The sequence below is a fragment of the Microcoleus sp. K1-B1 genome, assembly GCF_036704705.1.
In the GTDB taxonomy this organism is placed as follows: Bacteria; Cyanobacteriota; Cyanobacteriia; order Cyanobacteriales; family Microcoleaceae; genus Microcoleus.
This window is the reverse complement of sequence record NZ_JAUBSH010000001.1, coordinates 26,721-39,324: the sequence shown is the minus strand read 5'-3', so window position 1 is coordinate 39,324 and position 12,604 is coordinate 26,721. Positions and strand designations below refer to the sequence as shown.

The following is a 12,604-nucleotide window of genomic DNA, read 5'->3' as shown; positions in this document are numbered from 1 at the left end:
AAACATAGTATAATATCCTTCGATCTGCGTTAATCCGCATTCATCGGCGGTTAAACATTCCAAATCCACCATTCAAAAAATGCCCGAAACTTCCACCGTCACCGTCACCGTACCCGCCACAACCGCCAACCTAGGCCCCGGATTCGACTGCATCGGCGCCGCTTTAAGCCTCTACAACCGCTTCCAATTCTCCCGACTCGAACCCTCAGCAACAGAGAAACTAAAAATTACTGTTACAGGCAAAGAAGCCGCCAAAGTCAAGACAGATGACAGCAATCTCGCTTATCTAGCCTTTGTCAAGTTATACGATCGCCTGAACCAATCGCCGCCGCCCGTAGCCATACATATAGATATGCAAGTGCCGCTGGCTAGAGGTTTAGGAAGTTCCGCCACAGCTATTATCGGCGGGTTAGTCGGTGCAAATGAATTAGCCGGAAAGCCTTTGAGTCAGGTGGAAGTGATGCAATTGGCGATCGAACTTGAAGGACATCCCGACAACGTTGTCCCCGCTTTATTGGGAGGTTGTCGCCTCGCTGCTAGCACTACACCAAGCGGTTCCTGGGAGATTTGCGATATTCCCTGGCATCCAAATATTGTGCCCGTGGTAGCCATCCCCGATTTTGAACTGTCTACAGCCGAAGCCCGCAAAGTTTTGCCAGCAGATTACAGTCGGGCTGACGCGATTTTTAATGCTGCACACCTCGGTTTGCTAGTGCGGGCTTTGGAAACTGGCAATGAAAACTGGCTGCGCTGCGCCCTCCAAGACAAAATTCACCAACCTTACCGGCAATCTCTGATTAAGGGATATGAAGCGGTGCAACAAGCTGCCCTGAATGCAGGGGCCTATGAAATGGTAATTAGCGGTGCCGGGCCAACGCTTTTAGCTTTAACGGATGTGGCTAACGCCGTTGCTGTTGAGAAAGCGATGGCGGCTGCTTGGATGGAATTTGGGGTAAAGGCTGAGGTAAGGGCGATCGGCCTCGATACTCAAGGCGCGCAAGTCTCCCTTTAGTTATTCCACTGCTGGACACACAACATCTACATCACTGTGTTTTGTAGGGGCAATCCCCTGTGGTTGCCCCTATCCATAGGATTGTTGGGTAAGTCCACCAACGCCTGTTTTATTACCTGATTAAAAATTGTTTTCGGCGACCATTCAAATCTCTTGAATATTAACTAAAGTCTCTTTTTGATGACTTCTGCCATTCCTTCTACAAAATTTTACATCAAAAAATTTACCTCAAAAAAAATGCAGTCATTGTAGGGGCGGATTCACCATAATCTCAGGCTAAAACCAACAATTTCAAAAACCCGCCCCCACCAACGGTAGATACTGTTAATTAACTGTGCCGCAGCGGAATCTCTATCTGAATTTTAGTGCCTTTACCCGGTTCTGAAAAACACTTGAACTCTCCTTTGTGCTGCTCTACAATTATCCGATAGCTGAGAGCAAGTCCCGATGATATGGGTGGTTCCGCAGGTTTTGCTGCCAAAAATGGATCGGAAATTTGGGCTGTGATATCTTTGCTATGTGCGATGTCGTTATCAGCAATCTCAATCGAAATTCGCTGAGCATCGACCACCTGAGTGGTAATCAAAATCACAGGCTTAAATTTGACTGATTCCAACTCTTCCAACTCTTGAGCCGACTCTTCCAAAGCATCGATCGCGTGATTGATGATATTCAGAAAAGCTTGATTTAGCAGACCTGCATAACACTCAATCTGTGGCAAATTGCCGAATTGTTTGATCACCTTGATGTCTCGCCTTCCCTCGCGAGCCGGCAAGCGGTGCTGCAACAACAACAGAGTATTTTCTAAACCGTCGGAAACATCAAATAACTGCCAGCCCGATCGATCGCTGCGGGAAAAATCCTGTAGCGACAAGATTATTTGGCGGATGCGATCGCTCCCGGTACGCATGGAACTCACAATTTTTAATAAATCGTCGAGTACGAATTCCACATCCATATCTTGCTGCTTTTGCAGAATTTCCGCTCCGGGATTGACTAGCTCTTTTTGATACAATCGCAGCAGTTCAATTAAATCGGCTGCGTAGCTTTGGACGTGAGTTAGATTGCTGTAAATAAAAGTAATTGGGTTGTTAATTTCGTGGGCTATCCCAGACACCAATTCGCCCAAACTAGACATTTTTTCAGTTTGCAGCATTCGATCGCGCGACAGATCCAATTCTTGCTGGGTGAACTCCAACCGCGCCCTCAACTCGTGCGATCGCTTAGACGCGCGCACCCGCGCCAATAATTCCTGCTTAACTATCGGTTTAAACAGAAAATCGTCAAAGGGCGCATCCAATTCTTGAATTTCATCAAATTGCTCCGGTGTTGTCAGCAGAATAAAATAGGCTGTCGCCAATTCTCGATCGGCTTTCACCAGCCTGCACACCTCCAAAAAGTTGATTTGAGGCGAAGTCCCGTCGCAAATTATCGCATCGGGGGATAACTCCTTCGCCAAGTCTAAACCCTCCTTGTCGTCAGGAACGACTCTCACCTGATGTCCCTGTTGGCTGAGTAACTCTTGGACAACTTGAAAAGTCACAGTATCCGCGATGATCGCCAGAATCTTTGCCATACTTCTACCACCTCCACAAATTACTTTTTAGGATACAACCGCCAGAATTGCGCTGACAGATTTAAAATTCCAAAATAGTTCAATTCCCTCAAAAAACAGTCCATCCCCGCTCCCTCAAAACCCAAAATAGCCCATACCATTTTAGATTTTATATTTTAGAGTAAAAAACAGGGAATGACTTACTGTATAATAGTTGGGAGCTTGCCTACAGTTGCATATTTTTTGGGGAATGGTATCACGAGAAGGTATAATTGTAGACGGGTAATGCAAAAATGCAAATTTTCTCCTTCGTAATTAATGTTACATCAGAGCTTTCGGCCGAAAGACTGCTGAGGGCGATCGCAGATACTTTCTCAAATTGCGCCAGGAAACAATAAAAAACTTTAAAATCAATTAATAGTATCGTTAAATTCACCTTCTCGGTCAGCGCCTGGGAATGCCAATTACCAACACCACCTCAACTTTGATTCAAGCCGAAACACTAGAACTATTAGAATGGCCGCGCCTGTGTCAGCACTTGGCTACCTTCGCGGCCACCAAACTCGGCGTCGCCGCCGCCCTCGACCTCGAAATCCCGGCAACTCAAGCTCAAACAGCAGAACTCCTCGCCCAAACTCAGGAAACTTATCAGTTAGAGAGTCGCGCGGGCGGTGCTTTGAGTTTTGAAGGAATCCAAGACATCGGCACTTCTCTGCAGCGAGCCGAACTCCAAGGTTTGCTCAGCGGCGAAGAATTGCTGGCAATTGCTACTACCCTCGCCGGAGCAAGGCAATTGCGCCGGATAATTGACTCTCAGGCAGATGTGCCGACACTCAAAGAACTGGCAGCCCAATTGCGGACTTATCCCGAACTAGAGCAAGAAATCCATCGCTGTATAGACGATCGCGCTCAAGTAGCAGACAGAGCCACTCCTAAATTAGCAGGAATTAGAGTTCAAATGCGACAGTTGCGCGATCGCATTTATCAAATATTGCAGGGGATTTTGCAGCGCCAATCCAACGCCGTACAAGAACAGCTAATTACCCAAAGAAGCGGACGCTTTGTCATTCCCGTCAAAGCTCCCCAAAAAGATGCCATACCGGGCATCGTTCACGACTCCTCGGCCAGCGGCGCGACACTGTACGTAGAACCCCACAGCACAGTCAATCTTAACAACCAAATGCGGCAGTTGCTCAGGCAAGAACAAGCCGAAGAAGAAGCAGTCCGCCGCGCCCTCACCGAGCAAGTCGCAGCAGTAAAACCTGATTTAGACAGATTGTTAGTTGTAGTTACAACTTTAGATTTAGCGGCCGCTAAAGCGCGTTATAGTTTTTGGTTGCAAGCAAATCCGCCGAAATTTATCGAATTGGGAGAGCCAGAATTAGCACCCAAAAATCCCGAAACAGAAGATGAGGAAAAAGAAGAAAAAGAAGATGAGGAAAACTCAGAACACAGTCAATTATTAATTCGCAACCTGCGATCGCAAATTACCCTGCGCGAGTTGCGCCATCCTTTATTAGTTTGGCAGCAACAGCACGAGCAAGGCTTTCCAGTCGTGCCGGTCGATTTAACGATCGGGCCGCACATCCGCGTCGTCGCCATCACAGGCCCCAACACAGGCGGCAAAACTGTTACTCTCAAAACCTTGGGATTGGCGGCTTTAATGGCGAAAGCAGGAATGTTTGTTGCCGCCCGCGAACCCGTAGAATTGCCTTGGTTCGACAATATTTTGGCTGATATTGGTGACGAACAATCTTTGCAGCAAAGTTTGTCTACTTTCTCCGGCCATATCCGCCGCATCAGCCGCATTTTAGAAGTTTTAGGCAATAAATCGCTTGGGGAAGAGGAAGGGGAAGAAATTTCAAACCTTCCAATTACTAATACTTCGGCTACAGTCAGTACAAGTTCCCCAGGCCCCATACTTCGGCTACGCACTTCAACGGAGCTCAGTACAAGCTCAGCACAAGTGCCCCATGCCCCATGCCCCATGCCCCATGCCCAATTCCCAATTCCCAAATCTTTAGTTTTGTTAGATGAAGTAGGAGCGGGGACAGACCCCTCAGAAGGCAGTGCATTGGCGATCGCCCTGTTGAAATACCTCGCCCAACATTCCCTATTAACAGTTGCAACTACCCACTTTGGCGAACTCAAAGCCCTCAAATATCAAGACTCCCGCTTTGAAAATGCCTCAGTAGAATTTGACGACAATTCCATGCAGCCAACCTATCGCTTGCTGTGGGGAATTCCCGGACGTTCCAACGCCCTCACCATTGCCAAAAGACTCGGTTTGCTAGCATCCATAGTCGAAGAAGCTCAAACCTATGTCGGGGGAGCCTCTCAAGATGTTAATCAAGTGATTGCTGGACTCGAAGCACAGCGCCGGAAACAGGAAACCAAGGCCAGAGAAGCAACTCAACTGCTACACCAAACCGAAAAACTGCACAGAGAAGTTTCTCAAAAAGCAGCCGCTTTGCAAGAGCGGGAGCGAGAACTAAAAATAGCTCAGGAAGTGGCAGTAAATGAGGCGATCGGGTCGGCAAAATCAGAAATTGCTCAAATCATTCGTCGCTTGCAGTCGGGCAACCAGACGGCTCAAAATGCCCAACAAGCGACAGATACATTAAATCAAATTTCCCAAAAACACCTGCCCTCTCGCCAACAACCGGCTAAACCCAAACCGAGTTTTATGCCGAAAGTGGGCGATCGCATCCGCATTCCCAGCTTGGGCCAAACCGCCGAAGTCCTCAGCGGCCCCGATGCTAACGAAGAGTTGAGCGTTAGGTTTGGGATTATGAAAATGACTGTCAAACTAGGAGAAATTGAATCCCTCGACGGTCAAAAACCGGAAACTAAAGCTCAATTAGCCAAGGCGGCCGCCCAAGCACAAGCACTCGCTACCGCTAAAGCCAAGCAAGCAGCGTCGGAACCTGCAAAACCCCATCCCGAAATCGCCATTCGCACTGCTAATAATTCGATCGACCTACGGGGTGCGAGAGTTTCAGACGCAGAAATAGAAATAGACAGAGCTCTTTCCAAAGCAGTGGAATACGGAGTTCTGTGGATAATTCACGGCAAAGGTACGGGACAGTTGCGGCGTGGGGTTCACGAGTTCCTCGCTTCTCACCCGCAGGTTTCCCGCTTTGAGTTGGCTAGTCAAAAAGAAGGAGGCGCAGGTGTGACGGTGGTTTATTTGAAATAGTGAGGATTTACGCATTTCCGGTTGACTCGTAATTATATAGTTGTCTGCAGCAAAACAAGTCGCAACGAACATATCCTACTGATACAACCGGAATGGATACTATACTGCAAATGTGGCATAATTAAGAGTTGATTTCCCACTTTAGTAACTGCCTGACTAATGAAAAAAACTCCCTCAAATGAAGTTTTGGTGGGCGACTGTCGTGAAGTGATGAAGACATTGCCAGAAAATTATATTTCTGCGTGTATCACTGACCCACCTTATAATTATGAATTTATTGGCCATAAGTGGGATGACTCAGAAATTCAAAGGCGTATTGAAAGAGTCAATGGCAAGGGAAATAAAACCCTTGTTAAAAACATTCCTTATGGCAGTGGTTTAGCAGGTGGAGTCAGAAACGAAAAATGGTATCAAAGGAATCGCAACAACACTCTGGATTATGAAAAGTGGTGCTTTGAGTGGGGTGAGCAGCTTTTTCGGATCTGCAAACCGGGTGCGACAGTTTTAGTTTTCAACAGCACGCGGACTGTTGCTCACGTACAAGTAGCACTTGAAAGTGCTGGTTTCTATGCGAGAGATATTCTTGTTTATAAAAGATCCAGTGGTATCCCTAAAGGTGTCAATATCAAACAACAGTTAGAGAAGAAAGGATATGAAAATCCTGAAAAATGGGATGGTTGGCACAGTTGTCTGAGGAATGAATGGGAAGCAATCTGCGTACTTCAAAAGCCACTGGTCAATAATTACTTGGAAACTCTACAGGAGTATGGTACTGGTCTATTTTATACTAAAGATCAGTTCGGTGGTTTTCAGTCCAATATTTTAGAAGGTATACAGCGTGAGAAAACCGAGGAGTTTAACGTCCATTGCACAGTTAAACCAATCGCTCTCATGAGAAAGCTGGTCGAAATATTTGTACCGCGCTTGGAAACTTCTATTCTAATCGATCCTTTCGCAGGATCGGGAACCACATTGCTGGCGGCGCAAGAATTTGGCATTAGGTATGTTGGCATTGAAATAGTACCTGACTACATAGAGATTATCAACAAGCGCCTTGATAGTTTCAGCGGTAGACAGGGAATTCTCCCACTTTTTCAATAAGAAATGACTTTAAATCAAACCCGCTTATTGTTTTTATGAACTCAAAGGAATTGTCCCCTGTGTAAACTTTCCAAGTCCCTACTTGGCACGCTGTAATAGCTGTGGGCAAATTATCTTTTCTAAGGATTAAAAATACTGGTTCGTAATTATAAGTACGAAGTAGCGACCCATAAGATTTGAACTTTTTCAGGGTTCCAGAATCTCCTGAGCCAATACGATATTTTGTATCTATTGCGTACCCATCAACAATCAGATCGCACGGCTCATCGCTTCCAACTTTAAATGCTGGCTGAAAGCTACTGCAATATGTTTTACACGTTTCAGTAACTAACAATTGCCAACACATACCTAACTCACGTCCCCAATATTGCCTATTTTCTTTTTTTATTATTGGAGAAATACCAAACACATCCATTAAAATATCGTGTTCTTCATTCTCTTCTGCATAAATTTTTTCGGTAAATGAGTTTTGGTATCTTGCTAAAATTTGCTCTAGTCTTCTTTCAGTCATCAGCAGTTACCAGTTCAGCTAGACTAACGGATAATGCCTTGGCTATTTTGCTGGCATTAAGCAGCGTTATATTCCTTTCACCTCGTTCAACTGAACCAATATAGGTGCGATGTAATTCAGATAGTTCTGCAAGCTGATCTTGGGAAAGATTTCTGAGCTTTCTGAAATGTCTAACTTTTTTACCAAATTGCTCCGTAATATCCATAGATCGCGCCAGATGAAGCAATGACAACTATAATCTGACAGACTATAAGTATCGACAGACTATAAGTAGCATTCGAGAGCGCTAGGATATTTGGATTAATATAAGTCCCGATAGTTTCAAACCACTGATTTGATTTCGGTCACTTTGCGGCGTAGGATGGTTAGGGGTAAAAATATCTGGGTTTTGCGGATTGCGCTCGATCGAACTTGAAACCGCAACTTTTCACCCGCAACTCCGTCCAGCAGTTAGGATTGCCGGAATCAAAGCAACGAGCTATGGAGACAAATTAACAGATGTGCTGTTGCCGGGCCGTAAAGCTTTCATCACTGCATACTGTTTGATATCCTGCCTCAACCAGTCTTAATTTCCCGTGCTGAAGCCATGCGCTCGACCGTAAAGTCCTCCGCTCCCACAAACGAAACGGGCCCATCTCCCAACTGGGCAGAATTGACCCAAAAAGCGCCAGAACCTACCCAGTTGGACAACATTAAAGCCCAACTGGATTTAGTGCTGTTAGCCCTAGAAGCACTGGCAGAAATTGGCTCAGAGGCGATGCTCAAGGTAGCAGCCGAACTGAATTTAGAGCCAATGGTAGCCGATCGGGTAGCTTTGTGGCGGCTGCGCCAATCTAACCCGCTGCGGAAAGGCCACGGAGGGCGCAAAAAACTCGATGTGGAGGAAGCTCGATCGCTCGTTTTGATAAGCTGTCATTTGGCAAAACAGCACCAAGCTTTAATCCGCCGCGCTGTTGCTTTGCTCGAACAAATGGCAGAGCAAAACCGCGAACCTCACACAATCGCTTTGTTGGGAGATTATATTGACAGGTTCAGCAACACTTATGGCTCGCGCATGGAAGATGGAGAAAATTTATCGGCCCGAGAGTTGACTGATTTGGCCCTCAAACTCCTGATCGATTTGCTGTTTTACAGCAGTCCCGGCGGCCACCGCCGCCTCTGGCTGGCTCTTCTAGACCGCGCTAAGAATTAAACAACGGTCATTAGTCATTAGTCATTAGTCATCAGTCATCAGTCATCAGTCAACAGTCAACAGCCAACAGCCAACAGTCAACAGTCAACAGTCAACGGTCAACAGTCAACAGACTTTCTGCTATGGTTCTCAAACGGTACACGCCCCCCACTTGCACGCTGGAAATTACAGCCAAAAGTTCGCCTCTATCTCGCTGGGCGGGCCAACCCGTGTTTAAATCTTTAAGTTTCGAGCTGCGACTCGACGACCCCAGGCTGCCAGATACCGAACACGTTACTCTCAGGGGCGATCGAATTCAACTCGAAACCCTCCACGAAGCTGTCAGCAACTACGTCCAAAACTTGCTCGGCGAATCCCGCGATTGGGAAAGCAACCTCAACTCTCAAACCGATCGTACCGCTGCGGGCCCAGACACGCCAGAAGTCGGGCGTAATGCCGTTATATTCGATCGAGCCGTCCACACTTCCGAACTAGCAACCTCCGCCCCGAACACAGCCTACCTTCCGGTTCCCCCCCGCTTAGAACCCCGCGGCTTGCTCGCCCACAACTTGTTTTTAGGCTCTTTGAGCGCTGCAGAATCCGGGCCAGTAGTTCCCTTGAGCACCCTGCAACTGTTTGACTTGGCCACAGCGCTAGATGACTGCGCCGCCGAAGTGATGGCGCTTCCCAACCTCAACCGCGAGCCCCGACAACCGCTGTCTTCACCCTGGCTCAAGGTGGCAGCAATGATGGTCGCCAGCGCGGGCCTGACGACAGGAATTCTCAAAATGCTCGATCGGGCGGCTACCTCCCCGCAAACCGCCACAGCCCCTGCTCCCGCCCCCGCCAATCCACAATTGAGCACCGCTCCAGGAAACCCCCAGTTAGCTGCCGGCGTTTCCCCCAGTCCAGTTCCCGCCCTACCCACACCCCCAGCACCAAAACCCGCAGCCACACCCGGTTTACCACCGCTGCCGCCCCCGCCCATCAACACCGCGGCCTCCCCCAGCCCCAGCTTGCCTCCCATCGCCCTCGCCCCAACTTCCCCCACCAACAGACCCAGCCCCATCCAGCAGCCACCCCTGCTATTTCCCCCCAACGGCAGCGCAGCCAGCGCCCCACAGAGCGCCCCAGCTTTCCCTCAAGGGCAAACAATCACTATTCCCGCCCCCGAAGAACCGCCCATTTCCGCCCCCCAAGCACCCGCACCAGTGCCCTACGTGCTGCCCCCCCTACCGCCGAGACTAGCTCCCGCCGTACCGCCCCCCCTGCCGCCCTCCCTGTCTGCCTCCCGATTTCCCGTTCCCCCGCCACAACCCTTCCCCAGCCCCATCGAGCCGATTGTCCCCCCCGCCAGTACGGAACTCCCAGCCCTTGAGGACGCTCAACCGCCAGCGGAGTCTGAGGACAACAACCAGGCCGCGGTGAGCAAAAAAAACCGCACTTTATTTGATACTATTCCTCAAGTTTCAGAAGCTAGAACTTACTTTGAGGAACGCTGGAAGCCTCCAGAAGGAATGGAACAAACTTTGGAATACAGCGTGCTGATCGATGAAAATGGTTCAGTTGAAAGTATTATGCCGATGGGAAAAGCAGCAGCAGATTATATCGAGCAAATTAATATGCCCTTAGCCGGCGAGCCGTTTGTTTCTGCCGTTTCCAATGGAAAAAACCCAAAAATTCGAGTGGTATTGAGACCAAACGGTCGAGTACAAACCTTTTTGGAAGAGAGTGATTAAACGCTCTCAAACACATTGTCGAGATGGGAAATCCCGGTTAATTGCTAATCTTAAACAATTTCAAAAAAAAATCAATTTTTAACTGCGACAGCAGCAGCCAGCGTATTGACAGTTGCTCCCGTTTATGCTACTCATATCTCTTTACCCGTGGGGGCAGAGTCACCATTGACAAAAGTTGCTGACACTCGTCAACCGATGCTCATTGCACCCTACAAACTTCCTTCTTCCTTCTTCCTTCTTCCTTCTATCCGTGACATCCGTTACATCCGTTACAAAATCCGTTGCCGAACTTCCTTCTTCCTTCTATCCGTGACATCCGTTACATCCGTTACAAAATCCGTTGCCGAACTTCCTTCTTCCTTCTATCCGTGACATCCGTTACATCCGTTACAGAATCCGTTGCCGAACTTCCTTCTATATCATCAATGCCCTTTTTTTCTATCCCAAACTTCTCCAATCCAATAAAAAACTGCAATCCCGCAAAAACTATATAAAAAATCTTCAATACTAGCGCTACGATTTGGTAAAATCGCTTGCAGCATTTCTTCCGCCGCAGTGAACATAGTAAAAATTGCGGGCCCGAAAGGAATTGAATAATTAAATAAATTTATATTTTTTTTGCCAGTTGCTCTATGGCACAAAAAAGATGCTATTCCGTACAAAACAAAGTGTCCGATTTTGTCATAAGGCGGATGAGCGAGAGGAAAGTTGACTAATTTCCCCGTCCCTGCTAAAAGCATGATAGTGAGAAGAATTAAAACGTACACAAAACAAGCAACAATCCAGAAGTTTTTTGATAAGTTCATCTTGTTTTTTGCCAATACCGACTAGAAACAAACCAACTCCGCCCAACGCGAAACTAATATCAAATCTGGTTAATTGCGTATTGTATTTGTAGGCGTCTGCCTACCCGTAGCAGCCGATCAAATTTAATTTGTGGTCACTGTCAAAACTTGCGGAGGCGACGCATCGGGCGGATAAATAAAATCTACTTCTACAAGCCGCTTTTCTCCCGATTCCATCTCTAATTTTACCAAAGGTTCCCCCTGCTGTCCCCGCCGCTGCACTAAATGCACGTAGCGAGTTTGAGGCACTTTATTATCATCAGTATAGCGCACTCTGACCGTTCCCCTAAAAAAAGTTTGAGGTGCCGGAGGTTCTAAAAAACTAAGTCCTCCTGAAGTTAATTTGTCTGTCTTAATTGGAGTTTGAATGGCGACAGTTACAGTTTGATTTTTGCTGGTAGAATTGTACAGCGGCAAGCTGAGACTGTATTGAATTCCGTAATTGCCGTGGGCGCGGTATGCTGTATCTGGGTAGCGGACTAGCATCTTTGCACTTTGCACTTGATTTGTGCCCAGCATTCCGCGCGGGAGGCTGCTTAATGGGTAGGAAAATGCTGTTCCGGGTTGGGGAATTGCTAGGCTTGATGTGGCGGGGTTGTCGGAGAGAAGTGCTCGCCATTCTGAACCTAATGCTACACCGGCAACTCGGCCGTAAATTATTTGACCTTCGGTGATTTCTGGTGGTGTGGGAGTTCGATCGCGCGGCCCGGCTATATTACCATTGTCTAATAAGTTTTGCCATTCTGCTAAATTGGGCGATCGCTCGTTTCCCTGTCCGTTTCCCTCTGGGTCAACTCGGGCAAACATCGCCAGACTGGCAACATAGACTATACCATCGCTCCGCAACCGCATCAAGGTCGATCGACCGTTTAGCGGCGGTACCAATCCCCGCACCGGTATCGGATGATTCATCAACAGTTCGCTTTTTCCCGGTGGAATAATTAACCTCGGCCCAAAGTCAGACTGTCTCCTTCCTCTCAGAATATCATTCACAGCGCGACTTCCCGGCCCCGCGTAAATATTACTGTTTGAATTATCGACTTGCGGCGGCAATTCAATAAAAGGTGCATCGGGTTGGCTGAGATAACTTGCAGCTTGCAATATATCTAATGTTACAGGTTTATTGCCCGGATTATAAACAATTACTCCTTGATACAATGTTCGCAAATCTTCCGGGGAAGGTGCGCGGGCTATGTGGTGGGCAAATATGTCGAAACGTCCTTGAAACGGAAAGTTTAAATGTGCCGCCGGAAATCTTTTACCATCCGGGGGAAATGTCGAAAGCAAAATTCCTTCTTGCAGCACTAATTCGGGACTGTTGCTGTTAAATACTGGTATGTTGTCTAACTGTCCGGGGAGTGGTCGCACTTCTTGGATTTGGAGGATTTCTTGAGGTGCGGGAGGGGTTTGGGCTAAGGGGAGAATTGATAGAATTGGCAGCATTTTTGAGAGGAGTTTTTTTTACCGCAGA

Annotated in this window: 10 protein-coding genes; 5 read left to right on the top strand and 5 right to left on the bottom strand. The window is 47.6% G+C overall.

Annotated features, from left to right (window positions below):
- The first annotated feature begins 79 nt into the window (after positions 1-79).
- Complete coding sequence (gene thrB, locus QUA83_RS00170) at positions 80-1,012, top strand: homoserine kinase (RefSeq protein ID WP_333290792.1); 933 nt, start codon at positions 80-82, stop codon at positions 1,010-1,012.
- 328 nt (positions 1,013-1,340) lie between these two features.
- Here thrB and QUA83_RS00165 read toward each other — a convergent pair whose 3' ends face one another.
- Complete coding sequence (locus QUA83_RS00165; protein WP_333290791.1) at positions 1,341-2,588, bottom strand: response regulator; 1,248 nt, start codon at positions 2,586-2,588, stop codon at positions 1,341-1,343.
- A 463-nt stretch (positions 2,589-3,051) separates the two neighbouring features.
- Between QUA83_RS00165 and QUA83_RS00160 the strand changes: the two genes are divergently transcribed.
- Together QUA83_RS00160 and QUA83_RS00155 are read left to right on the top strand one after the other, a co-directional pair.
- Positions 3,052-5,766 (top strand): endonuclease MutS2, encoded by a 2,715-nt coding sequence (locus QUA83_RS00160; RefSeq protein WP_333290873.1) that lies wholly within the window; start codon positions 3,052-3,054, stop codon positions 5,764-5,766.
- Between the two features lie 159 nt (positions 5,767-5,925).
- Complete coding sequence (locus QUA83_RS00155; protein WP_333290790.1) at positions 5,926-6,867, top strand: site-specific DNA-methyltransferase; 942 nt, start codon at positions 5,926-5,928, stop codon at positions 6,865-6,867.
- On the opposite strand, the gene QUA83_RS00150 is transcribed toward QUA83_RS00155, so the two are convergent.
- Together QUA83_RS00150 and QUA83_RS00145 are read right to left on the bottom strand one after the other, a co-directional pair.
- Positions 6,830-7,378: a hypothetical protein gene (locus tag QUA83_RS00150; RefSeq protein ID WP_333290789.1), complete on the bottom strand. Its 549-nt coding sequence runs from the start codon at positions 7,376-7,378 to the stop codon at positions 6,830-6,832. The genes QUA83_RS00155 and QUA83_RS00150 overlap by 38 nt on opposite strands.
- Entirely contained in the window at positions 7,371-7,583 is a 213-nt protein-coding gene (locus QUA83_RS00145) for a helix-turn-helix transcriptional regulator (RefSeq protein ID WP_333044298.1), read from the bottom strand. Before QUA83_RS00145 ends, QUA83_RS00150 begins: the two co-directional genes overlap by 8 nt.
- A gap of 381 nt (positions 7,584-7,964) precedes the next feature.
- On the opposite strand from QUA83_RS00145, the gene QUA83_RS00140 reads away from it, so the two are divergent.
- Positions 7,965-8,570 (top strand): DUF3038 domain-containing protein, encoded by a 606-nt coding sequence (locus QUA83_RS00140; protein ID WP_333290788.1) that lies wholly within the window; start codon positions 7,965-7,967, stop codon positions 8,568-8,570.
- Positions 8,571-8,692: 122 nt separating this feature from the next.
- On the top strand, positions 8,693-10,288 hold the full coding sequence (locus tag QUA83_RS00135) for a DUF4335 domain-containing protein (RefSeq protein WP_333290787.1): 1,596 nt from the start codon (positions 8,693-8,695) through the stop codon (positions 10,286-10,288).
- 422 nt (positions 10,289-10,710) lie between these two features.
- Here QUA83_RS00135 and QUA83_RS00130 read toward each other — a convergent pair whose 3' ends face one another.
- The gene (locus QUA83_RS00130; RefSeq protein ID WP_333290786.1) at positions 10,711-11,094 is read right to left on the bottom strand and encodes a VanZ family protein; all 384 of its coding nucleotides are present in this window, start codon (positions 11,092-11,094) and stop codon (positions 10,711-10,713) included.
- A gap of 123 nt (positions 11,095-11,217) precedes the next feature.
- Complete coding sequence (locus tag QUA83_RS00125; protein WP_333290785.1) at positions 11,218-12,576, bottom strand: DUF3370 domain-containing protein; 1,359 nt, start codon at positions 12,574-12,576, stop codon at positions 11,218-11,220.
- Between the last annotated feature and the right edge of the window lie 28 nt (positions 12,577-12,604).

Excerpts from the sequence above, each read along its gene's own strand:
- QUA83_RS00135 (WP_333290787.1), top strand. The coding sequence starts at position 8,693 with ATGGTTCTCAAACGGTACACGCCCCCCACTTGCACGCTGGAAATTACA.
- thrB (WP_333290792.1), top strand. The coding sequence starts at position 80 with ATGCCCGAAACTTCCACCGTCACCGTCACCGTACCCGCCACAACCGCC.
- QUA83_RS00125 (WP_333290785.1), bottom strand. The coding sequence starts at position 12,576 with ATGCTGCCAATTCTATCAATTCTCCCCTTAGCCCAAACCCCTCCCGCA.
- QUA83_RS00165 (WP_333290791.1), bottom strand. The coding sequence starts at position 2,588 with ATGGCAAAGATTCTGGCGATCATCGCGGATACTGTGACTTTTCAAGTT.
- QUA83_RS00130 (WP_333290786.1), bottom strand. The coding sequence starts at position 11,094 with ATGAACTTATCAAAAAACTTCTGGATTGTTGCTTGTTTTGTGTACGTT.
- QUA83_RS00145 (WP_333044298.1), bottom strand. The coding sequence starts at position 7,583 with ATGGATATTACGGAGCAATTTGGTAAAAAAGTTAGACATTTCAGAAAG.
- QUA83_RS00150 (WP_333290789.1), bottom strand. The coding sequence starts at position 7,378 with ATGACTGAAAGAAGACTAGAGCAAATTTTAGCAAGATACCAAAACTCA.
- QUA83_RS00140 (WP_333290788.1), top strand. The coding sequence starts at position 7,965 with ATGCGCTCGACCGTAAAGTCCTCCGCTCCCACAAACGAAACGGGCCCA.
- QUA83_RS00155 (WP_333290790.1), top strand. The coding sequence starts at position 5,926 with ATGAAAAAAACTCCCTCAAATGAAGTTTTGGTGGGCGACTGTCGTGAA.